The 21,939-nt window shown below is 71.4% G+C and carries 22 protein-coding genes; 9 read left to right on the top strand and 13 right to left on the bottom strand.

Annotated features, from left to right (window positions below; all coding sequences use genetic code 11):
* On the top strand, nt 1-216 hold a 216-nt coding region (locus tag NON00_RS09245; protein WP_256020035.1), incomplete at its 5' end, for a transposase.
* Between the two features lie 104 nt (nt 217-320).
* On the opposite strand, the gene NON00_RS09240 is transcribed toward NON00_RS09245, so the two are convergent.
* Genes NON00_RS09240 through NON00_RS09230 form a run of 3 tightly spaced genes read right to left on the bottom strand, consistent with a single transcriptional unit; the run spans nt 321 to nt 3,423 of the window.
* Complete coding sequence (locus tag NON00_RS09240; RefSeq protein ID WP_256020034.1) at nt 321-1,292, bottom strand: ABC transporter ATP-binding protein; 972 nt, start codon at nt 1,290-1,292, stop codon at nt 321-323.
* Entirely contained in the window at nt 1,289-2,278 is a 990-nt protein-coding gene (locus NON00_RS09235; protein ID WP_256020033.1) for an ABC transporter ATP-binding protein, read from the bottom strand. Before NON00_RS09235 ends, NON00_RS09240 begins: the two co-directional genes overlap by 4 nt.
* A complete protein-coding gene (locus NON00_RS09230; RefSeq protein ID WP_256020032.1) occupies nt 2,275-3,423 on the bottom strand; it encodes a MalY/PatB family protein in 1,149 nt (382 codons plus the stop codon). The genes NON00_RS09235 and NON00_RS09230 overlap by 4 nt, the downstream gene beginning before the upstream one ends.
* 101 nt (nt 3,424-3,524) lie before the next feature.
* Here NON00_RS09230 and NON00_RS09225 point away from each other — a divergent pair, with 101 nt between their 5' ends.
* A complete protein-coding gene (locus NON00_RS09225) occupies nt 3,525-4,223 on the top strand; it encodes a GntR family transcriptional regulator (protein ID WP_256020031.1) in 699 nt (232 codons plus the stop codon).
* 210 nt (nt 4,224-4,433) lie between these two features.
* On the opposite strand, the gene NON00_RS09220 is transcribed toward NON00_RS09225, so the two are convergent.
* The 3 genes from NON00_RS09220 to NON00_RS09210 all read right to left on the bottom strand — a co-directional run bounded on the left by NON00_RS09220 (nt 4,434) and on the right by NON00_RS09210 (nt 7,904).
* Nucleotides 4,434-6,245 (bottom strand): EAL domain-containing protein, encoded by a 1,812-nt coding sequence (locus NON00_RS09220; protein ID WP_256020030.1) that lies wholly within the window; start codon nt 6,243-6,245, stop codon nt 4,434-4,436.
* A 130-nt stretch (nt 6,246-6,375) separates the two neighbouring features.
* Nucleotides 6,376-7,314 carry a 1-phosphofructokinase family hexose kinase gene (locus tag NON00_RS09215; RefSeq protein ID WP_256020029.1) on the bottom strand — a complete coding sequence of 313 codons (939 nt, stop codon included), beginning with the start codon at nt 7,312-7,314 and terminating at the stop codon, nt 6,376-6,378.
* A gap of 86 nt (nt 7,315-7,400) precedes the next feature.
* Complete coding sequence (locus NON00_RS09210; protein ID WP_256020028.1) at nt 7,401-7,904, bottom strand: cupin domain-containing protein; 504 nt, start codon at nt 7,902-7,904, stop codon at nt 7,401-7,403.
* 172 nt (nt 7,905-8,076) lie between these two features.
* On the opposite strand from NON00_RS09210, the gene pehA reads away from it, so the two are divergent.
* The 6 genes from pehA to NON00_RS09180 are packed head-to-tail and all read left to right on the top strand — an operon-like array spanning nt 8,077 to nt 15,094.
* Nucleotides 8,077-9,609 carry a phosphoric/sulfuric ester hydrolase PehA gene (gene pehA, locus NON00_RS09205; protein WP_256020027.1) on the top strand — a complete coding sequence of 511 codons (1,533 nt, stop codon included), beginning with the start codon at nt 8,077-8,079 and terminating at the stop codon, nt 9,607-9,609.
* Nucleotides 9,606-11,267 (top strand): ABC transporter substrate-binding protein, encoded by a 1,662-nt coding sequence (locus NON00_RS09200; RefSeq protein ID WP_256020026.1) that lies wholly within the window; start codon nt 9,606-9,608, stop codon nt 11,265-11,267. Before pehA ends, NON00_RS09200 begins: the two co-directional genes overlap by 4 nt.
* Before the next feature lie 4 nt (nt 11,268-11,271).
* On the top strand, nt 11,272-12,264 hold the full coding sequence (locus NON00_RS09195; RefSeq protein WP_256020025.1) for an ABC transporter ATP-binding protein: 993 nt from the start codon (nt 11,272-11,274) through the stop codon (nt 12,262-12,264).
* A complete protein-coding gene (locus tag NON00_RS09190; RefSeq protein WP_256020024.1) occupies nt 12,261-13,262 on the top strand; it encodes an ABC transporter ATP-binding protein in 1,002 nt (333 codons plus the stop codon). Before NON00_RS09195 ends, NON00_RS09190 begins: the two co-directional genes overlap by 4 nt.
* 4 nt (nt 13,263-13,266) lie before the next feature.
* On the top strand, nt 13,267-14,199 hold the full coding sequence (locus NON00_RS09185; RefSeq protein ID WP_256020022.1) for an ABC transporter permease: 933 nt from the start codon (nt 13,267-13,269) through the stop codon (nt 14,197-14,199).
* A 1-nt stretch (nt 14,200) separates the two neighbouring features.
* Nucleotides 14,201-15,094, top strand: a complete 894-nt coding sequence (locus NON00_RS09180; RefSeq protein WP_256020021.1) for an ABC transporter permease — start codon at nt 14,201-14,203, stop codon at nt 15,092-15,094.
* Nucleotides 15,095-15,158: 64 nt separating this feature from the next.
* Here the strand turns inward: NON00_RS09180 and NON00_RS09175 are convergent, their stop codons facing one another.
* The 7 genes from NON00_RS09175 to NON00_RS09145 form a co-directional block, all read right to left on the bottom strand.
* Entirely contained in the window at nt 15,159-16,109 is a 951-nt protein-coding gene (locus NON00_RS09175) for an ABC transporter substrate-binding protein (RefSeq protein WP_256020020.1), read from the bottom strand.
* Nucleotides 16,106-17,206, bottom strand: coding sequence for an LLM class flavin-dependent oxidoreductase (locus NON00_RS09170; protein ID WP_256020019.1), 1,101 nt, complete (start codon nt 17,204-17,206; stop codon nt 16,106-16,108). The genes NON00_RS09175 and NON00_RS09170 overlap by 4 nt, the downstream gene beginning before the upstream one ends.
* 10 nt (nt 17,207-17,216) lie before the next feature.
* Entirely contained in the window at nt 17,217-18,365 is a 1,149-nt protein-coding gene (locus NON00_RS09165; RefSeq protein WP_256020018.1) for an acyl-CoA dehydrogenase family protein, read from the bottom strand.
* Nucleotides 18,362-19,327, bottom strand: a complete 966-nt coding sequence (locus NON00_RS09160) for an ABC transporter substrate-binding protein (RefSeq protein WP_256020017.1) — start codon at nt 19,325-19,327, stop codon at nt 18,362-18,364. The genes NON00_RS09165 and NON00_RS09160 overlap by 4 nt, the downstream gene beginning before the upstream one ends.
* Nucleotides 19,324-20,055 (bottom strand): ABC transporter ATP-binding protein, encoded by a 732-nt coding sequence (locus tag NON00_RS09155; RefSeq protein WP_256020016.1) that lies wholly within the window; start codon nt 20,053-20,055, stop codon nt 19,324-19,326. The genes NON00_RS09160 and NON00_RS09155 overlap by 4 nt, the downstream gene beginning before the upstream one ends.
* Before the next feature lie 5 nt (nt 20,056-20,060).
* Nucleotides 20,061-20,906 (bottom strand): ABC transporter permease, encoded by an 846-nt coding sequence (locus NON00_RS09150; RefSeq protein WP_256020015.1) that lies wholly within the window; start codon nt 20,904-20,906, stop codon nt 20,061-20,063.
* A gap of 226 nt (nt 20,907-21,132) precedes the next feature.
* Nucleotides 21,133-21,621, bottom strand: a complete 489-nt coding sequence (locus NON00_RS09145) for an Lrp/AsnC family transcriptional regulator (protein ID WP_256020014.1) — start codon at nt 21,619-21,621, stop codon at nt 21,133-21,135.
* 107 nt (nt 21,622-21,728) lie between these two features.
* Here NON00_RS09145 and NON00_RS09140 point away from each other — a divergent pair, with 107 nt between their 5' ends.
* Nucleotides 21,729-21,860 carry a hypothetical protein gene (locus tag NON00_RS09140; protein WP_256020013.1) on the top strand — a complete coding sequence of 44 codons (132 nt, stop codon included), beginning with the start codon at nt 21,729-21,731 and terminating at the stop codon, nt 21,858-21,860.
* Nucleotides 21,861-21,939 lie beyond the last annotated feature (79 nt).

Genomic DNA, 21,939 nt, shown 5'->3' with positions numbered 1-21,939 from the left:
ATCTGGGATATGGGTGCCCGACCCGCCATTCCGCCCAGGCGCACGGATGCCCCGGTCGCCTGTCCCGCCTGGATCTACAACAACCGATCGCGGGTGGAGAACCTGTGGGCGCGCCTGAAAGAGTGGCGCGCCGTCGCCACCCGCTACGAGAAGACCGCCCGATCATTCCTCGGCATCCTCTGCCTCGCAGCCACCGCAGACTGGATCAAGCTCTAACAGGCCTTAATTTTTTCAGGCTGCCGCCGTCTCCCGGCACAGCGGGACGCCAAACTGAAAAAGTTTTTTGGTTCTTTTTTTCAAAAAAGAACGTCTTGTTCTTTCTATCCTGAAAAATGACAGGCCACGCTGTGCCCGGCCGCGATCTCACGCAGGGCGGGCGCCTCGCGTGTGCAGAGCGCCTGCCGGGCCGGGCAGCGCGTCTGGAAGGCGCAGCCAGGCGGCGGCGCCACGGGGCTTGGGATCTCGCCCTGGAGAGGCGGCGTCCCTGCCCCACCCCTGCGCGGCACGGCGGTCAGCAGGGCGCGGGTATAGGGGTGCGCGGCGCGGCGGTGGAGCGCGGCGGCGGGCGCCATCTCCACGATGCGGCCGAGATACATCACCGCCACGCGCTGGCTCATATGCTTCACCACGGCGAGGTCATGCGCGATGAACAGGTAGGACAGGCCATGCTGTTCCTTCAGCGCCTGCATCAGGTTCAGCACCTGCGCCTGCACCGAGACATCGAGCGCCGAGACGGGTTCATCCGCCACGATCAGCCGCGCGCGCACGGCCAGGGCGCGGGCGATGCCGATGCGCTGGCGCTGCCCGCCCGAGAATTCATGCGGGTAGCGCGCGGCGTGGCGCGGGTCGAGCCCCACCTGCTCCAGCAGCGCCGCCACGCGCGCGCGCCGCTCGGCGCGGCCGGCCGGCTCGCCGTGGACGATCATCGGCTCCTCGATCAGCTCGGCCACGCTGTAGGCGGGGTTGAGGGAGCCGGCGGGGTCCTGGAAGATCATCTGCAATTTCCGCCGGTAGGGGCGGAAACGCGCCGGCGGCAGGGCGGAAATCGCCTCGCCCCGGTAGAGGACGCGGCCCGCGCTCGGCTCGATCAGGCGCAGGATGGCGCGGCCGGTGGTCGATTTGCCGCTGCCCGATTCCCCGACGAGGCCGAGCGTCTCACCCTCCGCCAGATCGAAGCTGACATCCTCCAGCGCGCGCAGCCAGCGCGGCGGGCCGAAGAGGCGGGCGGGCGGCAGGCGGTAATGCTTGGCGAGGTTCTCGACGCGCAGCAGCGGCGGGGGCGCGGCGCTCATGCCATGGCCTCCACCAGCGGGTGCCAGCAGCGCAGGGCGCGGCCCGGGCCGATCTCCTGGCGCGGCGGGGCCTCGGCGGTGCAGCGGGCGCTGGCGCGCGGGCAGCGCGGGGCGAAGCTGCACCCCGGCGGCAGCGCCGCGAGATCCGGCACCTGCCCGGGAATGGCGGGCAGCGCGCCGCCCTCGCTCTCCATCGCCGGCATGGATTCCAGCAGGCCGCGCGTATAGGGGTGGCCCGGCGCGTCGAACAGCGTGGCGGCCGGGGCCTCTTCCACCACCCGCCCGGTGTACATGACGGCGACGCGGTCGGCATTCTCCGCCACGACGCCGAGGTCGTGCGTGATCAGCAGCACCGCCGTGCCGCGCCGCTGCCGCAACTCGCGGATCAGCGCCATGATCTGCTTCTGGATGGTGACATCGAGCGCGGTGGTCGGCTCATCGGCGATCAGCAGTTCCGGGTCGCAGGCCAGGGCCATGGCGATCATCACGCGCTGGCACTGCCCGCCGGAGAGTTCATGCGGATAGCTGGCGGCGCGCCGCTCCGGCTCGGAGAGGCCGACCTCGCGCAGCAGCTGCACGGCGCGCGTGCGGGCGGCGCGGCCGCGCGCCAGGCCGTGGCAGGCCAGCGCCTCGGCGATCTGCGCCCCCACCGGCATCACCGGGTTGAGGGCGGACATCGGCTCCTGGAAGATCATCGCCATGGCGCCGCCGCGCAGGGCGCGCCGCCGGGCCGGGGGCATGGCCTCCAGATCCTCGCCGCGGAAGCGGATGCGCCCGCCGCGCCGCAGATGCGGCCCCTCTGGCAGCAGCCCCATCAGCGCCAGGGAGGTGACGCTCTTGCCGCAGCCGGACTCGCCGAGCAGCGCCACCACCTCGCCCGCGCGCAGCACGAGATCCACGCCATCCACCGCGCGCGCCGGGCCGCGCGGCGTGTGGAACTGCACGCGCAGATCCTCGACCTCCAGCAGCGGCGCGGCGGCGTTCATGGCACCGGGCTCGGGGGCAGGCTTGCCGCCATGCGGTCCAGCGCGGCATCCAGCGTGGCGCGGGCGCAGCCGAAATTCAGCCGCAGAAAGCCGGGGGCGCCGAATTCGGCGCCATCGCTCAGCGCCACGCGGGCCGTCTCCAGGAAATGCGTGGCCGGATCGGCGAGGCCGCTGCCGCGCGCATCCAGCCAGGCGAGGAAGGTGCCATCCGGGCCCTGCATGGTGAGGCCCGGCAGGTCGCGCGCCACACGCCGCACCAGGTGGTCGCGGTTGGCCTGGAGGTAGGGCAGCACCGCCTCCAGCCAGGGCAGCCCGCCGGCATAGGCGCCCCGCATGGCGGCGAGGCCGAGCACATTGACGCTGTCCACCATGCCGAGCCGCGTGGCCTGGAAGCGGGCGCGCAGTTCCGGGTCGGGCACCACGGCGAAGGCGGCCTTCAGCCCGGCGATGTTGTAGCCCTTGCTGGCCGACATCAGCGTGATGCTGCGCCGCGCGATCTCGGGCGCGAGGCTGGCCACCGGCACGTGCCGCCGCCCGTCGAAGAGGAGATCGGCGTGGATCTCGTCGGAGATGATCAGCACATCGCGCGCCAGGCAGGCCTCGGCCATGGCGCCAAGCTCGGCGGCGGTGAAGGCGGTGCCCAGCGGGTTGTGCGGGTTGCAGAGCAGGAAGGCCCGCGCCTCCGCCGCGGCGGCGCGGAAGGCGTCCATGTCCGGCGCATGGCCGCCCGTGGCGGGGGAGAGGGGCAGGTCGAGGCGCCGCAGCCCCCAATGGCCCGGCGCCGCCAGCATGGGGCGGTAGGCGGGGGTCTGCACCATCACCCCCTCCCCTGGCTGGAGGAAGGCGCGCAGGGCCATGTTGAAGCCGGGCTCGACGCCGGGGAGGAAGACCAGCGCCTCCGCCTCCACCCGCCAGCCATAGCGGGTTTCGAGGTGGGCCAGGATGGCCTCGCGCAGCGCCGGGGTGGCGGAGCCGTAGTCGAGCACCGGGTGGTCCAGCCGGCCGCGCAGCGCCGCCAGGACGGCGGGCGGCGCCGGGAAATCCATGGCGGCGACCCAGAGGGGGATCACATCCTCCGGATAGCGGTCCCATTTGTTGCCGCCATGGCCGCGCGGCGCGGGCAGGCTGTCGAAATCGAAAGGCATGGTCCTATCCTGCGGCCGGGGCGCCGGGCTGGCGTTGGAATTGGTATATTTCGTGATATGCTACGCCCGCGCAAGCCACCAACAACCGGCCGAGAGGGCCCATGACCAGCACCGCACCGCCGGACCTCCCCCCCGCCCGCCGCAAGGCCGATGCCTCGCTGGCCGAGCAGGCCTATGCCGTGCTGCGCCGCGCGATCATCACCGGGGAGATGCCGGGGGGCACCGAGGTGTCGGAGCCCGAACTGGCCGAGCGCCTGGGCATGAGCAAGACGCCGGTGCGCGAGGCCCTGGCGCGTCTGGCGGTGGAAGGGCTGGTCGGCGCCTATCCGCGCCGCGGCTACCGCGTGACGCCGGTGACGGTGCCGGCGATCAACGACCTCTTCGCCGTGCGCGCCGCGCTGGAAGGCGCCGCCGCCAGCGCCGCCGCCCGCCGGCTGACGGAGGAGGTGGCGGCGCGGCTGGAAGCGCTGGCCCATGCTTCCTCCACGCCGGGCGGGGCGCAGGGCGTGTTCGACGCCAACCACGCCTTCCACATGGCCGTGGCCGAGGCCGCCTGCAATCCGCGCCTCACCGCGCTGATCCGTGCCCATCTGGAGGAGGGGGAACGCTATTTCCACCTGGGCCGGAAGGGGCGCGAGGTGGAGGTGAAGACCAATTCCGAGCATTTTTCCATCCTCGCCGCCCTGCGCGGGGGGGATGCCGAGGCGGCACGCCGCGAAATGGCCGCCCATGTCGAGAATACCCGGCGGGGGCTGCTGCGCGCCCTGCTGGATGGCGCGGAGAATGACCTGGCGTTTTAGAGACCGCTTGAGAAGACCGTGCGGGTCGGTTCCGCGGGTCTTTTGCGCCCTTGCTGCGTTGGCGGGCTTGCCGAGGCAACCCGCATCGGCAAGCCCGCCGCCTGGCAAGGCCAAAAAATCCCTCGCGGATCCTCCGCCGGAGAAAAAGCCAGCGGAAGGCCCTGCCGGGAAGGCCGGGGCCAACGAAGGCCAGGATCAGGAAGACAAGGGTCAGGGAGGCAAGGCGGCGGTTTCGGCCATCAGGGCGGCGGGCAGGGCTTCCTCCGGCAGGGAGGCGCCAGCCAGCGGGCCCAGCACGGCCGCGCATCCGGCCTCCCGCAGCGCCTCAAGCTGGGCGGGGCGCTCCACGCCGGCCGCCACCACCTCCATGCCCAGCCGCCGGGCCAGCAGGGCCGCCGCCGCCACCAGCCCCGCCGCCGGCTCCTCCGGCAGCCGCTCCACCAGGGAGGCGGAGAGCCAGAGGCGGCCAAAGGCGAAGCGGGCCAGATGCGCCAGCGCCATCCCCTCCTCGCCGAACTGGTACAGCGCCAGGGAGACGCCAAGCTCCCGCAGCTTGCGCAGCGCACGCGGCATGCCGCCCCGCGGCGCGTTCCCAGGCACATTCCCTGGGGCACTCCCCGGTGCGGCCGGCGGGGCGGTGCCCAAGGGGGGGCTCATATGGGCTCCGAAGGTGGCGCCGAGAGCGGCCTCGCACACCGCCACTTCCAGCCGGGCCGGGGAAAGCCGGGTCTCCGCCAGGATCTGCGCGACCAGATCCGGGAAGCCGGGGTCGCGCAACTGCACGGCCGTGACGGGCACCGTCACCCGCCACGCCTCCGGCCAGCGCCCGGCCGCGGCGCAGGCACGGCGCAGCCACTGCGCCCCAAGGGGCAGGACCAGCCCGCTGCGCTCGGCCAGCGCCAGGAAGGACTCGGCCGGGATCTCGCCCTGGCGCGGGTGCCGCCAGCGCGGCAGGGCCAGGCAGCCCTGCACCTGCCCCCCCGCCAGCGCCCGCACCGGGTGGTAGAGCAGGGCCACCTGCTCCTGCGCGATGGCCTGGCGCAGGGCGGCCTCCATCGCCTCATCCGTGCGCTGGCGCGCCTCCAGGCCAGGGCCGTAGACGCGGAATTCCCCCCGCCCCTCCTGCTTGGCGTTCAGCAGGGCAAGGTCGGCGCAATGCATCAGCCCGGCCACCCCCACCGCATGGCGCGGCGCCAGCGCCAGCCCGGCGCTCGCCCCCACCACCACGCGCCGCCCCTCCAGGGGATAGGGCTCGCACAAGGCCTGGGCCAGCCGCCGGGCCTGCGCCTCGGCCTGCGCCGCATCCTCCACCGCCAGCAGCACGGCGAATTCATCACCCCCCAGCCGGGCGGCGTGGCTGCCCGCCGGCACATGCTGGCGGAGGCGCTGCGCCACCAGCCGCAACAGGGCATCGCCACTGGTATGGCCCAGCCGGTCGTTCACATCCTTGAAGAAATCGAGGTCCAGCATCAGCAGGCCGAGCGGCTGCTGGCGGCCCAGCCGCTCCTCCACCCGGGCATGCAGCTCCATGCGGTTGGCGAGGCCGGTCAGCCCGTCATGGCGGGCCAGCCAGGCGATGCGCGCCGCCTGCTCCTCCCGCTCCGTCACGTCGCGCGTCACGCCGCGATAGCCGACCACCTGCCCCTGCGCATCGAGCAGCGGCAGCCCGTTCGTCTCCACCGTCAGCAGCCGGCCGTCAGACCGCTGGCAGCAGCTGATCATGCCCACCAGCGGCTGCTTGCGCAGCATCACCTCCGCCGCCAGCACGCTGATGCGCGCGGCCTCCTCCGGCGGCATGAAGTCGAACAGGGTGCGCCCGACCATCTGCGCCGGCGTGTAGCCGAGCAGCGTCTCCACCTGGGAGGAGACATAGGTGTGGCGGCATTGCGCATCCACCTCCCAGATGATGTCGGCATGGCCGTTGATCAGCGCGTGCAGCCGGTCCCGCTCGGCGATCACCGTGGCGAGGCGGGGCCTGGGCCGGGCGGCGGTCCGCCGCAACAAAGCGCTGAGAAACCGCACAGCTCGGCCTTATGATAAAAAGGGAGGAAGAACACGCCGCCGATGTATCGGCGGTACAGATACATACACGATTTCGTAAATATCGCGAAGCCCACCCCGCGCCAGCAGGGCCGGCGACGGTTTTGTGATCTCAGCCCGGCGGCGGGGCAAGGCGGGCGCGCAGGGCCGCCACATCCGCCCGCGCCGGGTGCGCCGTGCCAGCCTGCGAGACCGCCGCCGCCCCCGCCGCGACACCCCAGGCGAAGGCATCCGCCTCCGCCGCGCCGCGGGCCAGGGCCAGCACCATGGCCGCCACGAAACTATCCCCCGCCCCCACCGCGCCGCGCACCGTCACCGGCAGGGCAGGCAGGCGCAGCGTGCCCCCGGCATGGGCCAGCAGGGCGCCATCCTGCCCCAGCGTCACCGCGATGCGCCGGGCGGCGCCCCCGGCCACCAGGGCGGAGGCGGCCTCCTCCAGCGCGCCGGGCGCGCCCAGGGGGCGGCCCACCAGGGCCTCGAACTCGCCCAGGCTGGGCTTGATCAGCTCCGCCCCATGGCCGAGGCCGGCGCGCAGGGCAGGGCCGGAACTGTCCAGCACCAGCCGCAGACCGCGCCGCCGCGCGAGGTCGCCGATGCGGCCATAGATATCCTCGGGAACGCCGCGCGGCAGGCTGCCGCTGGCCACCAGCCAGCTGCCGGGGGGAAGGACTTCCAGAGCCCGCAGCACGGCCTGCCATTCGGCCTCCGCCACCTCGGGGCCCTCCGCCACGAAGCGGAATTCCTCGCCCCGGCTGCGGTCCAGCACCGTCTGGCTGATGCGCGTCCGCCCCGCAATCGGCAGGCTGCGCCGCGGCAGGGCGATCTCGTCCAGCAATTCCTCCAGGAAGCGGCCAGTGACGCCGCCCGCCAGGAAGATCGCCAGCGTCTCGCCGCCCAGCTCCTGCACCACCCGCGCGACATTGATGCCGCCCCCGCCCGGGTCCGCCCGCTCCGCCGTCGTGCGGATCTTGCGCACCGGGCGCACCTCCGCGGCCTCACAGGCCAGGTCGATGGTCGGGTTCAGGGTGAGGGTGGCGATTAGCGGTATCATGTGATGCATGTGGCGGCGGGCAGGGGAAAAGGCAAGAAAGCGGGGGGGAGAAAGAATTCTCCCCCGCACCCCCTCATCTTCTTCTGTCAGGGCGCCTTGTGGATGGGGTCCACCCAGGCGACGTTCTCCGGCTTCTCCGCCGGCTCGATGTCGAGGTTGACGACCACGGCCTCGTTGTCGCTGCGGACCAGGACGCATTCCAGCGTCTCATCCGTCGAGGCGTTGATCTCCTGGTGCGGGACATAGGGGGGCACGTAGATGAAGTCGCCGGGGCCGGCCTCGGCCACATATTCCAGCTTCTCGCCCCAGCGCATGCGGGCGCGGCCCTTCACCACATAGATCACGCTCTCCAGCGGGCCGTGATGGTGCGCGCCAGTCTTGGCATTGGCATGGATATGCACCGTGCCGGCCCAGATCTTCTGCGCGCCGACGCGCGCGGCATTGATGGCGGCGGCGCGGTTCATGCCGGGCGTGCTCGCCGTGTTGGGGTCCAGGCTGTTGGCGGGGATCACCCGCACCCCCGTGTGCTTCCAGCCATCCTCCGGCACGGAGGGCGGCAGGCTGTCGTGATGGTGGCCGTCATGCGGCATGGGCATTCCCCCTTGATGGGCGTGCAATGCGGCATTGTGTCGTTCCCTCCCGTGCTTTCGTCAAGCCGGGGCGGGGCCGCCACTGTCACCGCAACGAAACCGTTCCGTCATCCGCCTGACGCCCCCGGCGGCTAAGCGGTCGCGCCAGGATTGTGAATGGACCAATGGGACCATGGCGCGTCGCAAGAATGTTCTGCTCATCGTGGTCGATCAATGGCGGGCGGACTTCATGCCCGTGCTGGGGGCGGATTTCCTGCGCACCCCCAACCTGGACCGCCTCTGCCGCGAGGGCGTGACCTTCCGCAACCATGTGACCACCACCGTGCCCTGCGGCCCGGCACGGGCCAGCCTGCTCACCGGCCTCTACCTGATGAACCACCGGGCGGTGCAGAACACCGTGCCGCTGGATGCGCGCCACATGAACCTCGGCAAGGCGCTGCGCCAGATCGGCTATGACCCGGCGCTGATCGGCTACACCACCTCCACCCCGGACCCGCGCACCACCGGCCCGCGCGACCCGCGCTTCACCACGCTGGGCGACCTGATGGAGGGCTTCCGCGCCGTCGGCGCCTTCGAGCCCAGCATGGACGGCTATTTCGGCTGGCTCGCCCAGAAGGGCTATGCTCTGCCGGAGAAGCGGGAAAACATCTGGCTGCCCGCCGGCGAGGAGGCGGTCCCCGGCGCGACGGACCGCCCCTGCCGCATCCCCGCCGAACTCTCGGACACCGCCTATTTCACCGAGCGCGCCCTGACCTACCTGAAGGGCAAGGGCGACAGGCCCTGGTTCCTGCATCTTGGCTACTGGCGCCCGCACCCGCCCTTCATCGCGCCCGAGCCCTACAACACGATGTACAGCCCGGCGCAGATGCCCGCCCTCCACCGCCGCCCGACCTGGCAGGAGGAGGCGGCCCAGCACCCGCTGCTGGATTTCTACCTGCGCGGCATCAGCCAGGGCTCCTTCTTCCACGGCGCCGGCGGCGCGGCCACGGAGATGGACGAGGCCGCCATCCGCCAGATGCGCGCCACCTATGCCGGCCTCATCACCGAGGTCGATGACGCCCTCGGAAAAGTCTTCGAGCATCTCGACCAGACGGGGCAGTGGGATGACACGCTGATCATCTTCACCTCCGACCATGGCGAGCAGCTCGGCGACCACTACCTGCTCGGCAAGATCGGCTACCACGACGAGAGCTTCCGCATTCCGCTGGTGGTGAAGGACCCGGCGAGCCCGGACAGCGCCGGCCGCATCGAGGGCGCCTTCACCGAGAGCGTGGACGTGCTGCCCACCATCCTGGAATGGCTGGGCGGCGAGGCACCGCGCGCCTGCGATGGCCGCTCCGTCCTGCCGCTGCTGCGGGGGGAGACGCCGGCCGATTGGCGCGAGCATCTCTTCTACGAATATGATTTCCGCGACATCCACTATTCCCAGCCGGAGACGGCGCTGGGGGTGGCGATGGATGACGCCGCGCTCTGCGTCGTGCAGGACGAGGCGTGGAAATACGTCCATTTCTCCGGCCTGCCGCCACTGCTCTTCGACCTGCGGCGCGACCCGCAGCAATTCGAGAACCTGGCGCAGGACCCCGCCCATGCGGAGGTCGTCGCCCGCTACGCACAGAAGGCGCTGTCGCACCGCATGCGCCATGCCGAACGCACCCTGACCCATTTCCGCGCCACCCCGCGTGGCCTTGAGGAGCGCAGCCGATGATTGCGAACCGCCGTTCCCTTCTGCTGGGCGCCACCGGGGCGCTCGGCACCGCGGCCCTGCCGCGCTTCGCCATCGCCCAAGGGGGGGCACAAGGGGGACCACTGGGCGACAGCCGCCCCTCCATCAGCATCGCCGTGCAGAAGATCAGCAACTCCAACACGCTGGAAGTTCTGCGCGAGCAGTCCAATGTGGGCGAGCGCGTGCTCTTCTCCTCCCTCTGGGAAGGGCTGATCGGGCGCGACTGGCTGGGCGGTCTGAAGGCCGTGCCGGAACTCGCCACCTCCTGGCGCCGCCTCAGCGACAATGTCATCGAGATGTCGCTGCGCCAGGGCGTGAAGTTCCACAATGGCGATGAGATGACGGCCGAGGACGTGGCCTTCACCTTCGGGCCGGAGCGCATGTTCGGCGACACCCTGCCCACCGCGCAGGGCCGCACCATCCAGATCAGCGGCGACCGCATCCCCACCCGCGCCGGCCGCGACCTGCCGGCCGAGGTGCCCGCCGTTTCCCGCCGCTCCTTCCCCGCGCTGGAGCGGGTCGAGATCGTCGACAAATACACGGTGCGCTTCCACAACGCGACGCCGGATGTGACGCTGGAGGGCCGCCTCTCCCGCTACGGCGCGCAGATCATCAGCAAGCGCGGCTATATCGAGAGCGAGACCTGGTTCGACTGGGCGCGCCGGCCCATCCTCACCGGCCCCTACAAGGTGGCCGAGTTCCGCCCCGATCAATCTCTCCGTCTGGTCGCGCATGACGAATACTGGGGCGGCCGCCCGCCGCTGAAGGAAATCCGCTTCATCGAGGTGCCGGAGGTCTCGGCGCGCATCAACATGCTGCGCTCGGGCGAGGTGCAGTTCGCCTGCGACATCCCGCCCGACCAGATCGCCGATATCGAGCGCGACCGCCGCTATGAGGTGCAGGGCGGCACCATCCTGAACCACCGCCTGACCTGCTTCGACAAGACGCATCCGCAGCTCACCGATGCGCGGGTGCGCCGCGCCTTCACCCACGCCATCGACCGCCAGGCGATCGTCGAGAGCCTCTGGGCCGGCCGCACCGTGGTGCCAAAGGGCCTGCAGTGGGACTATTACGGCGACATGTTCGTCTCCGACTGGGATGTGCCGAAATACGACCCCGCCGAGGCGCGCCGCCTGCTGAAGGAAGCCGGCTACAGGGGCGATGCCATCCCCTACCGCCTGCTCAACAACTACTACACCAACCAGACGCCGACGGCGCAGGTCCTGGTGGAGATGTGGAAGCAGGTCGGCCTCAACGTGCAGATCGAGATGAAGGAGAACTGGTCGCAGATCCTCTCCCGCGAGCCGGGCCGGGCGGTGCGCGACTGGTCGAACAGCGCGCCCTTCAACGACCCCGTCTCCTCCATCGTCAACCAGCACGGGCCGAACGGCCAGCAGCAGCAGGTGGGCGAATGGACCAACGAGGAAATGAACCGCCTCTCCACCGAGCTGGAGACCAGCACGGACCGCGCCCGCCGCAGGCAGGTCTTCCGCCGCATGCTGGAAATCTGCGAGCGCGAGGACCCCGCCTACACCGTGCTGCACCAGAACGCGACCTTCACCGCGCTGCGCCGCGGCACGCCGTGGAAGGCGGCCCCCGCCTTCGCCATGGATTTCCGCGCCGGCAACTGGAAATCCTGAGGCCATGCGCGAGGCCCTGGTCGAGATCCGCGGCCTGCACGTCGCCTTCGACGGCGTGCCGGCGCTGCGCGGCGTGGACCTCGCCATCCGCCCCGGCGAGAGCCTGGCGCTGGTGGGCGAGTCCGGCTGCGGCAAGTCGGTCACCTGGCTGGCGGCGCTCGGGCTGCTGCCGGGCAAGGCCAGGGTGAGCGGCAGCGTGCGGCTGGGCGGCGAGGAACTCCTCGGCGCCCCGGCCGCGCGGCTGGACGCGGTGCGCGGCGGCCGCATCGCCATGATCTTCCAGGACCCGGCGAGCAGCCTGAACCCCGTCCACCGCATCGGCCGGCAGATCACCGAGGCGCTGCGCCTGCATCGCGGCCTGGACGCCACGGCGGCGCGCGAGGAGGCCCGCCGCCTGCTCGACCGCGTCGGCATGCCCGATGCGCGGCGGCGCCTCGACGCCTATCCGCATGAACTCTCCGGCGGGCAGAACCAGCGCGTGATGATCGCCATGGCGCTCGCCGGCCAGCCGGAACTCCTGGTCGCCGATGAGCCGACCACGGCGCTCGACGTCACCATCCAGGCGCAGATCCTGGAACTGCTGACAGAAATCCGGCGCGAGACCGGCATGGCGCTGGTGCTGGTCAGCCACGACCTCGGCGTCGTCGCCGAAACCTGTGAGCGGGTCTGCGTCATGTATGCCGGCCGCATCGTCGAGGAGACGCGCGCGGAGCAGCTTTTCGCCACCCCCGCGCACCCTTACGCGCAGGGGCTGCTCGCCGCCCTGCCGCCGATGCACGGGCCGCGCCGCCCGCTGGCCGCCATTCCCGGCGGCGTGCCGGAGCCCTGGGCCATGCCGCCCGGCTGCGCCTTCGCCCCCCGCTGCCCGCGCGCCAGCGCCGCCTGCGGGGCCGCCATCCCCGCGCTGGAAGACCTCGCGCCGCATCACCGCGCCGCCTGCTTCCAGCCCAGCCGCCCGGCCCTGTGCCGCCCCGCCCCGGAGCTTCTCCCGGCATGACCGCCCCCCTCCTGCAAGCCGAGGGCCTCGTCCGCCGCTATCACCAGCGGCGCGGCTGGCTGGGCCACAGCGTCGAGCTGCGCGCCGTCGATGGCGTTTCCCTCACCCTGGAGCCGGGCCGCACGCTCGGCCTCGTCGGTGAATCCGGCTGCGGAAAATCCACCACCGGCCGCATGGTGCTGGGGCTGGAGGCGCCGGATGAAGGCCGCGTGACCTTCGCCGGCGCGCCCATGCCGCCACCCGGCAGCCGCCCCTGGCGCAGCCTGCGCGCGCGCATGCAGATGGTCTTCCAGGACCCGCTCGGCGCGCTGGACCGCCGCCTGACCATCGGCGCCCAGGTGGCCGAGCCGCTCACCATCCACGGCCTGCCGGACACGCCGGAGCGCGTGGCCGAGCTGCTGCGCGGCGTCGGCCTGCGGCCCGACCAGGCCGCGCGCTACCCGCATGAACTCTCCGGCGGGCAGCGGCAGCGCGCCGTGCTCGCCCGCGCCCTGGCCACCGACCCCGCTTTGCTGGTCTGCGACGAGCCGATCAGCGCGCTCGACGTCTCCATCCAGGCCCAGGTCATGAACCTGCTGGCCGAGATCCAGGAGCGGCGCGGCGTCGCCCTCCTCTTCATCAGTCACGATCTGCGCGCGGTGCGGCAGATGAGCCACCGCGTCGCCGTCATGTATCTCGGCCGCATCGTCGAGGAAGGCGAGCCGGACGCGGTGCTGCACGACCCCGCGCACCCCTATGCCCGGGCCCTCGTCTCCGCCATCCCGGACCCCGCGCGGCGCGGGCAGCGCATCGTGCTGCAGGGGGACCCGCCCAACCCGGCCGCCCGCCCCGCCGGCTGCGCCTTTCATCCGCGCTGCCCCGTGGCCGGCCCGCGCTGCGCCGTGGACAGCCCCACCCTGAAGCTGCGCCCCGATGGCCGCCGCGTCGCCTGCCATGTGGCACAGGGCGAGATGGCCCCCGGCACCGGCCTCGCCGAACCCGTGCGAAAGGCCGCCTGACGCCATGCTGCGCTTCCTCGGCCTCCGCCTCTCCCGCGCGCTGCTGACGCTGGTTCTTGTCGTCAGCTTCGCCTTCGTCGTCCTGCGCATGTCGGGCGACCCGGCCCTGCTCATCATGTCCGCCGATGCGCCACCCGAGGCCATCGCCGCCTTCCGCCGCGCCTGGGGCCTCGATGATCCGCTCTGGGTGCAGTATTTCCGCTACTTCACCGCCATCCTGCATGGCGACCTCGGCAACTCCATGCGCAGCGGCCAGAGCGCCATCAACCTCGTCGCCGAGCGCATTCCCGCCACCCTCGCCCTCACCGTGCCGGCGCTGCTCATCAAGATCGGCCTCGGCATTCCGGCCGGCGTCTATGCCGCCCTGCACCGCAACTCCATCATCGACCGCGCGGTGATGCTGCTCGCCGTCGCCGGCTTCACCGTGCCCTCCTTCGTGCTCGGCCTGCTGCTGGTGCTGCTCTTCGCCGTCCAGCTCGGCTGGCTGCCCTCGGGCGGGCAGGATTCCTGGCGCCACGCCATCCTGCCCATCATCACCATGGGCTTCGGCGGCGCGGCGGTGCTGGCGCGCTTCACCCGCTCCGCCATGCTGGAGGTGCTGGGGCAGCCCTATATGCGCACCGCCCTGGCCAAGGGCGTGCCCTGGCGGGTGGCCGTGCGCTGGCACGCCTTGCCCAACGCCGCCATCCCCACCGTCACCATCGTGGGCTTCATGATCGGCAGCGTGCTGGCCGGCGCGGTGGTGGTGGAAAGCGTCTTCTCCTGGCCCGGCGTCGGCCGCCTCCTGGTGGTGGCCGTCTCCAACAGGGATCTCGCCGTCGTCCAATGCATCCTGCTGCTGGTCTCGGCCACCATGATCGCCTCCAACCTGATGGTGGACCTGCTCTATGGCGTGCTCGACCCGCGCCTGCGCGCCGGCGCCAAGGGGAATGCCTGACATGTCCGCCACCACCGGCAACACCACGGGCAACACCACGGGCCACACCGCCGCCGCGCCCAGGCCGCGCCGGCACCGCATTCCGCCCCTGGTGCTCTTCGCCCTCGGCTGGGTCGCGCTGATGCTCGCCATCGCCCTCCTCGCCGAGTGGATCACGCCCTATTCGATCACCGCCCTCGACCTGCGCAGCCGCCTCGCTCCGCCGGTCTTCCTCGGCGGTACCTGGGCGCATCCGCTCGGCACGGATGAGCTGGGGCGCGACGTGCTCAGCCGCCTCATCACCTCCATCCGCATGTCGCTGCTGATTGCTTTCGGCGCGGCCATCATCGCCGCCGTGCTCGGCGTGGTGCTCGGCTTCCTCGCCGCGCATTTCCGCGGGCTGGTGGAACAGGCAGTGCTGGCCCTGGTCGATTTCCAGGCCGCCATGCCCTTCATGATCCTGGCCCTCTCGGTCCTCGCCTTCTTCGGCAATTCGCTGCTGCTCTTTGTCGCCTTGCTCGGCCTGCATGGCTGGGAACGCTACGCCCGCATCGCCCGCGGCCTCGCCATCAGCGCGGGCGCGCAGGGCTATGCGGCGGCGGTGAAACAGCTTGGGGCATCGCCCTGGCGCGTCTATGCCCGCCACGTCCTGCCCAATATCGCGGCGACGCTGATCGTCTCCATGACCCTCGCCTTCCCGGAAATCATCCTGCTGGAAAGCGGGTTGTCCTTCCTTGGATTGGGTGTGCAGCCGCCGCAGACCTCGCTGGGCAACATGGTCGGCTATGGGCGGGAATATCTGACGCGCGCACCCTGGATCCTGCTCTCGCCCTCCACGGTCATCGTGCTCACCACCCTCTCGGTCAGCCTACTGGGGGACTGGCTGCGCGACCGGTTGGACCCGACGCTGCGCTGAACAGCAAAAAAGCTGGGGGAAGAAGGAATTCTTCCCCCGGACCCCCATCATCTTTTTCTGTCCGTCAGGCGCTCTGGATGGCGCGGGTGAAGCTGCGGTCCAGGATATCGGCGGCCTCGATGCGGCGGCGCACCAGCCCGGCGCGGCTGTAGAGGTCGATATTGCCCTGCTCGTCGCGCTCCACACTGTCATCGATCGGCACGACGCGCGTCTGCGCCCGGGTGAACCACTGCACGGCGACAGGCTCCGGCACATTCATCAGGGCCGACCAGCTGCGCGCATAGGCGGGGATGTTCTCATTCGCCCAGCGCCGTGCCACGGTCAAACGACGGACGAAATCCTCCAGCTCCGGCCGCCGCGCGGCAATCGCGTCATCCCGCGCCACCTGGAAACTCAGCCCCGGCGTGATGCCATTGCCATCGACGATGCGGCGCGAACCGGCGAGGACCTCCTCCTGGGAGACATAGGGTTCCCAGGTGGACCACGCCTCCACCGCGCCGCTGCTATAGGCGGCCTTGGCATCGGCCGGCAGCAGGAAGACCAGCGTCACCGCATCCTTCGGCAGCTTCGCCGCCTCCAGCGCCGCGAGCACCAGCTGGTGCCCGATCGAGCCGCGCCCCGTGGCGATGCGCTTGCCCACCAGATCCTGCAACCCGCGCACCGCGCTGTCCTTCGGCACCAGGATGGCAAGGCCATCCTGCTTCTGCCGCGTCGCCGCGATGGCCTTGGCCGGCACCCCGGCGGCGGCGCCGAAGGTGAAGGGCGCATCGCCCACCAGCCCGGTATCGATGGCGCCCGCATTCAGCGCCTCCACCAGCGGCGCGGCGGCGGGGAACTCGCTCCAGGCGATGCGGCCTTCGATCTCCTTGAGGACACCGGCGGCTTCCATCACCGCGCGGGCATTGCCGCGCTGGTCGCCCACGCGCAGCGGCGCCTGGGCGCGCACCAGGCGCGGCATGGCAAGCGTCGCGCCGGCGGCCAGCAGCAGGCCGCGGCGGGGCAGCATCCCGCTCATGCCGGCACCGCCTGCGCCCGCGCCAGCTTCTCGGCCAGCAGGCGGCGCGTCGCTGGCAGCAGGCTCTCGCCATACTCCACCGCATCCTCCAGCGGATCGAAGCCCCGGATCAGGAAAGTCGAGACGCCCAGCGCGTGATACTCCAGGAACGCCTCCGCCACCTGCTCCGGCGTGCCGACCAGCGCGGTGGTATTGCCGCGCGCGCCCGTCTCCCGCGCGATGGCGGTGTAGAGCCGGCCCTCCGGGCGGTCGCCCAGCGCGGCGGCCTCCAGCAGGCGCTGCGAGCCCGCATTCTGCGGCGCCTTCGTGTTGGGGCCGAGCGCGGCGCTGCCCCGCACCGCGCGGATGCGGTGCAGGATGCGCTCGGCCTTCTCCCAGGCCGCGCTTTCCGTGCTGGCCAGGATCGGGCGGAAGGAGAGGCTGAAACGCACCTCCCGCCCATGCTTCGCCGCCTCGGCCCGCACGTGCGTGACGATCTCGCGCACCTGCGCCTTGGTCTCGCCCCAAAGCGCATAGACATCGGCATGCCGCCCGGCGACGCGCAGCGCCGCCTCCGAGGCACCGCCGAAATAAATCGGGATGCGCGGCGCCTGCACCGACTTCACCTCCGGCGAGGCACCCTGGATGCGGTAATAGATGCCATCATGGTCCACCGGCCTGTCACCGGCCCAGATCGCCTTCAGCACATCCAGGTATTCGTCGGTGCGCAGGTAGCGGTCATCCTTGCCGAGCCAGTCGCCATCGCGCGCCTGGTCCACATCGTCGCCGCCAGAGATGACATGGATGGCGGCGCGGCCCTGGCTGAGCTGGTCCAGCGTGTTGAAGGCGCGCGCCGCGGTGCTCGGCGCCTGGAAGCCCGGCCGGTGCGCGACGAGGAAGCCGATCCGCTCCGTCTGCGGCGCGAGGCTGGCGGCGAGCTGCAACCCGTCCGGCCCGTTGCTGTACCAGCCGATCAGGATGCGGTCGAAGCCGCCCCGCTCATGCGCCAGGGTGGATTCGCGCAGATAGCCGTTGTCGATGGCCGGCCCGCGCGGCGGATGGATCTCCGACTGCTCGCGCGGCTGGATCATGCCGATGAATTCGAGACTCTGGGTCATGGCGGTTTCCTCAGCCGAGGCCGAGCGCGCGGCGCCCGGCCTGCACATAGGCGGCATCGGGTTGCGGGGTATGGATGCGGGCGCAGAGCACATCACGCAGATGCCGCTCCAGCGGGTTGCTGCGCGCCAGGGCATGGTTGCCGCAGAGGGCCACCGCATCCTGCACGACGGTGATGGCATTCTCCGCCGCCAGCGTCTTGAGCAGCGCGCTCTCCGTCGCGGCGGGCGGCGTGCCGGCATCCTGCGCGGCGGCGGCGGCGGCGATCAGCCGCTCATTGGCCAGCAGCAGCGCCTCGATGCGCCCCACCGCCTCCTGCATGCGCGGCAGGGTGGCCAGCGGCGCGCCCAGCCCCGAGGGCACGCGGCGGTGCAGGAAGCCCAGCAGCCAGTTCCGCGCCGCGCGCGCGACACCCGTGTAGAGCGCCGCGATCAGCAGCGTGTTCCACGCCGTCTGATCGGCATCCGGCTTCGCCCAGCCGGAAGGCGGGCGCAGATCGGGCGCGTTCTCGGCCGGCACGGGGACATTCTCCAGCACCACGTCATGGCTGCCGGAGGCGCGCAGCCCCGCCTGATCCCAGCTTTCCTCGATGCGGATGCCGGGGCTGCGCGCATCGACGAGCACGCTGCCGACCCGGGGCATCTCCTCCTCCGTCCGCGCCCAGACGAGGAACCAGCGCAGCCCGGGCGCGCCGGTCGAATAGATCTTGCGCCCGGAGAGCGACCATCCCGCCTCCGTCCGCCGCAGGATCGTCGCCGGCAGGCCGCCGCGCACGGGCGAGCCGAGTTCCGGCTCCACCCGCAGCGCATTGATGAGTTCGCCGCGCTCCACGGCGCCGAGGGCGAGGCGCGCGCGCACCGCCTCTGGCCAGGCCGCATCGCGCGTGACGAGGCGCGACTGGATGAACTGCATGGCCAGCACCAGCGCCGTGGCCGGGCAGCCCTCGGCGATACGGCCGACCAGCGCCGCGCAGCGCGCCAGCCCGGCCTCCTCCCCACCCCAGGCGAGCGGCACGGTCAGGCCCAGCAACCCCGCCTCGTGCAGCCGGGAAAAATTCTCGTGCGGGAAGCTGCCGGCGCGGTCATGCGCGGCGGCCCCTTCGGCGAAATGGTGGACCAGCGCCTGGATCGGGTCCTGGTGCAGGAGAAGCGCGCCGCTCATGCCGCCAGCTCCAGCCTGCGCCCGAAGGAAAGATCCCAGAGCGGCGCGACATCCACCTTGCCCGGCAGCAGGCCGAGCCGGGTGAATTCATCCGCCACCTCCTGGTGCGAGGCGATAGCGGCGGCATCCGGGCGGTGCAGGCGGCGCGGCTGGCTGACATTCTCCAGCACGTCGCGGATGATCTGCGCCGGCAGGTTGAGCTGCGCCGCCTGCGCCTCGGCCAGCTGCGCCTTGTGGTCGTCGATCCACAGGAAGCCGCGCGCGATGCGGGCGAGATAATCGGCGATCGCCGCCGCTGTCTCCGGATTCTGCAAAGCCTCAGCGCGGGCAAAGTAGAGATAGTTGCCGGAAAGAATACCCTGCGCCGTGCGCAACACCCGCGCCCCCGCCTGCCGCGCCAGCGGCACGGAATAGCCATAGATGGCCCAGGCATCCAGCGCGCCGGATTCGAAGGCGGCGCGGCCATCGGAGGGGCTGAGATTCACCGCCTTGATGTCACTGAACGAAAGCCCGGCCTCGGCCAGCATCCTGTTCAGATAAAAATGCGTGGTGGTGGCGCGCACATAGCCGACGCGCTTGCCTTTCAGATCGGCGATGCCGCGCACCGGAGAATCCTTCGGCACCAGCACCACCTGCTCGTTTACATCGCCCTTGATGACGGCGACGATCTTGATGCGCGCCCCTGAGGCGGCGGCGAAGGCGGGCGGGATCTCGCTGCCATAGGCGAGGTCGATGGAGCCGGCATGCGCAGCCTCCACCATCAGGTTGCCCGAGGCGAATTCCGACCAGGCGATGGGATAGGGCGTCTCCGCCTGGCCGGCGAGGCGCAGCAGCAGCGCATCCCCGGCCTTGTACTGCGCCACGCGCAGCGGCGCGCGGCCCTGGGCGCGAGCAGTGCCGAGCAGCGCCGGCAGGGCGAGCGCGCCGAGCAGCGCGCCACGGCGGGGAAGAGGCAGGCTCATGCGGCCTCCTGCAGATCGACGCCGAGTTCGCCCAGCAGGCGGCGGCGCAGGGTGGCGAAGCCAGGATCGGCGTGGCGGCGCGGGCGCGGCAGATCCACGGTGAGGTCGGCGGCGATGCGCCCGCCATCAAGCACCAGCACGCGGTCCGCCAGCAGCACCGCCTCATCCACGTCATGGGTGACGATCAGCGTGGTCGGGCCATGATGGCGCCAGAGATCGAGCACGAGGCTGTGCATGCGGATACGCGTCAGCGCATCCAGCGCGGCGAAAGGCTCGTCCAGCAGCAGCAGGCGCGGCTCGCGCACCAGGGCGCGGGCCAGGGCGGCGCGCTGCGCCTCGCCGCCGGAGAGGGTCGCCGGCCAGGCCTCCAGATGGCGGCCGAGGCCCACCTCCTCCAGCGCGCGGGCGGCGCGGCCCCGTGCATCGCCGCCGCCGAGGCCAAGCGCGACATTCTGCCACACCTTCTTCCACGGCAGCAGGCGCGGTTCCTGGAAGACGACGGAAACGGGGCGCGGCAGGTCCAGCACCGCCTCGGCCGGGGCGGGGTCCAGCCCGGCCAGGGTGCGCAGCAGCGTGCTCTTGCCCGAGCCGCTGCGGCCCAGCAGCGCGGTGAAGCTGCCCGGCGCGAGATCGAGTTCCAGCCCGTGCAGCACGGTGTTCCGGCCGAAGCGGCGCGTCAGGTTGCGCACGCGCAGCGGCGTGCTGGCCGGGGGGGCGATATCAGCCATCGGGGTCAGCCCTTCACCAGGGTGGGGCGCCAGGCCAGGGCACGGCGCTCGGCGAGGCGGACCAGCGCATCGGCGCCCAGGCCGAGCAGCGCATAGACCAGCAGCCCAACGACGATGACATCCGTGCGCAGGAACTCGCGCGCGTCGTTGATCAGGAAGCCGATGCCGGCGGTGGCATTGATCTGCTCGGCGATGACGAGGCTGAGCCAGGCGCTGCCGAGCGCGTAGCGCAGCCCGACCAGCGCGGAAGGCAGCGCCCCCGGCAGGATGACATGGCGCACCAGCCCGCGCCGGTCGAGGCCGAAGACCTGCGCCGCCTCCACCAGCTTCGGCTCCACGCCGCGGATGCCGGCGAAGAGGGTGAGATAGACCGGGAAGGCGGCACCCAACGCGACGAGAGCGATCTTCGGCGTCTCGCCAATGCCGAACCACAGGATGAAGAGCGGCACCAGCGCCAGGAAAGGCAGGGTGCGCAGCATCTGCATCGGCGCGTCCACCACCTCCTCGCCGCGCTTCGACAGGCCGGCGATCAGCGCCAGCGCCACGCCGGCGGAGAGGCCGATGCCCAGCCCCACCAGCACGCGGCCGAGCGAGACCAGCAGATGCGAGGGCAATTCACCGGAGAGCACCAGCTCCCAGGCGCTGGCCAGCACGGTGCTGGGGGCTGCCAGGGTGCGCGGCGAGATCAGCCCGGCCATGCTCGCCGCCTGCCACAGCAGCACCAGCGCCAGCGGCGAGAGGAAACGCCGCAACCGGGCCGGGATAACGACGCGCGGCAATTTCTCCGTCGGGACGCGCAGCGTTTTTTCTGTCAGGGCGCGCGGCGCCACGGCCGCCTGGGTGTCGGGCATGCTTGTCCTTCGCGGCGCGCGGCCGCTGCTCAGCGGGGCAGGTCTGGGGCGGAAGGCGGGCGGCTCAACAGCCGCGACAACAGGGCCGCGGTGGAGCGTGGGGACAGGACATCATCATGGCCCACCCAGGCTATGAAGCCCGGCGGGCCAACGAAAGAGTTATGTTTCCCAAAGATTTTCTGCCCCGCAGCATGCCCATGCTCCGGGGCGGGCGAACGGGAAAAAACTATTCCCGGCCCTCGGCGCGGTCGCGGAAGGCGGGGCCGTTCAGGGGGTAGGCGGTGGTGTGCTTCATCCGCTCCATGGCGAAGCGGGAAGTCACGTTGCGCGGCTGCGCCGCCGTGATCAGGGCTTTGTAGAAGCGGTCATAGGCCGCCATGTCCGGCACGGCGACGCGCAGCATGTAGTCCACCTCCCCGGCCATGCGGTAGGCTTCCATGATCTCGGGCATGGCCGCGATGGCGGCGGCGAAGCGCTCCAGCCAGGCCGGGCTGTGGTCCCCCGCCTCGATGGCCACGAAGACGGAGAGGCCCAGCCCCACCGCCTCCGGCGCCACCAGGGCGACGCGGCCGGTGATGACGCCGCTGGCCTCCAGCTTCTGCACCCGCTTCCAGCAGGGGGTGGTGGAAAGCCCCACCCGGTCCGCCAGCTGCGCCACGGAGAGGGTGGCATCGGCCTGCAACAGCGCCAGGATCTTGCGGTCGATCTCGTCCATGCGGGGTCCCTGCCCTTGTCCTGGCGCGCCAGCCTAGCGGCGGTCGGCAAGGCGGCAACCCCCTCCCCGCCCTCCCGTTCCCTTTCCGGCATGAAGGAGAAGCGCGCATGACGGCCTCGGTGGTGATCCCCGCGCTGGTGCTGATCCTGGTGGTCCTGGCGGTGCTGGCGCTGAACCGGCTGGAATTCCTCAGCGTTTTCCGGCGCCGCCGGGCGGAGGGGAGGCGCAACAGGATGTGAGGGCGGAACAACCTTATCTAGCGGGTGACTTTTTCGGAGCATACCATATCTTGTGTCCCACCGGCGGCGATTCGCGGCG

Origin of the sequence: Roseomonas sp. GC11, assembly GCF_024437745.1 — a bacterium.
In the GTDB taxonomy this organism is placed as follows: domain Bacteria; phylum Pseudomonadota; class Alphaproteobacteria; order Acetobacterales; family Acetobacteraceae; genus Pseudoroseomonas.
This window is presented reverse-complemented; position numbering and strand designations above follow the sequence as displayed.

Excerpts from the sequence above, each read along its gene's own strand:
- NON00_RS09240 (WP_256020034.1), bottom strand. The coding sequence starts at position 1,292 with ATGAGCGCCGCGCCCCCGCCGCTGCTGCGCGTCGAGAACCTCGCCAAG.
- NON00_RS09235 (WP_256020033.1), bottom strand. The coding sequence starts at position 2,278 with ATGAACGCCGCCGCGCCGCTGCTGGAGGTCGAGGATCTGCGCGTGCAG.
- NON00_RS09230 (WP_256020032.1), bottom strand. The coding sequence starts at position 3,423 with ATGCCTTTCGATTTCGACAGCCTGCCCGCGCCGCGCGGCCATGGCGGC.
- NON00_RS09225 (WP_256020031.1), top strand. The coding sequence starts at position 3,525 with ATGACCAGCACCGCACCGCCGGACCTCCCCCCCGCCCGCCGCAAGGCC.
- NON00_RS09215 (WP_256020029.1), bottom strand. The coding sequence starts at position 7,314 with ATGATACCGCTAATCGCCACCCTCACCCTGAACCCGACCATCGACCTG.
- NON00_RS09210 (WP_256020028.1), bottom strand. The coding sequence starts at position 7,904 with ATGCCGCATGACGGCCACCATCACGACAGCCTGCCGCCCTCCGTGCCG.
- pehA (WP_256020027.1), top strand. The coding sequence starts at position 8,077 with ATGGCGCGTCGCAAGAATGTTCTGCTCATCGTGGTCGATCAATGGCGG.
- NON00_RS09200 (WP_256020026.1), top strand. The coding sequence starts at position 9,606 with ATGATTGCGAACCGCCGTTCCCTTCTGCTGGGCGCCACCGGGGCGCTC.
- NON00_RS09195 (WP_256020025.1), top strand. The coding sequence starts at position 11,272 with ATGCGCGAGGCCCTGGTCGAGATCCGCGGCCTGCACGTCGCCTTCGAC.
- NON00_RS09190 (WP_256020024.1), top strand. The coding sequence starts at position 12,261 with ATGACCGCCCCCCTCCTGCAAGCCGAGGGCCTCGTCCGCCGCTATCAC.
- NON00_RS09185 (WP_256020022.1), top strand. The coding sequence starts at position 13,267 with ATGCTGCGCTTCCTCGGCCTCCGCCTCTCCCGCGCGCTGCTGACGCTG.
- NON00_RS09180 (WP_256020021.1), top strand. The coding sequence starts at position 14,201 with ATGTCCGCCACCACCGGCAACACCACGGGCAACACCACGGGCCACACC.
- NON00_RS09175 (WP_256020020.1), bottom strand. The coding sequence starts at position 16,109 with ATGAGCGGGATGCTGCCCCGCCGCGGCCTGCTGCTGGCCGCCGGCGCG.
- NON00_RS09170 (WP_256020019.1), bottom strand. The coding sequence starts at position 17,206 with ATGACCCAGAGTCTCGAATTCATCGGCATGATCCAGCCGCGCGAGCAG.
- NON00_RS09165 (WP_256020018.1), bottom strand. The coding sequence starts at position 18,365 with ATGAGCGGCGCGCTTCTCCTGCACCAGGACCCGATCCAGGCGCTGGTC.
- NON00_RS09160 (WP_256020017.1), bottom strand. The coding sequence starts at position 19,327 with ATGAGCCTGCCTCTTCCCCGCCGTGGCGCGCTGCTCGGCGCGCTCGCC.
- NON00_RS09155 (WP_256020016.1), bottom strand. The coding sequence starts at position 20,055 with ATGGCTGATATCGCCCCCCCGGCCAGCACGCCGCTGCGCGTGCGCAAC.
- NON00_RS09150 (WP_256020015.1), bottom strand. The coding sequence starts at position 20,906 with ATGCCCGACACCCAGGCGGCCGTGGCGCCGCGCGCCCTGACAGAAAAA.
- NON00_RS09145 (WP_256020014.1), bottom strand. The coding sequence starts at position 21,621 with ATGGACGAGATCGACCGCAAGATCCTGGCGCTGTTGCAGGCCGATGCC.
- NON00_RS09140 (WP_256020013.1), top strand. The coding sequence starts at position 21,729 with ATGACGGCCTCGGTGGTGATCCCCGCGCTGGTGCTGATCCTGGTGGTC.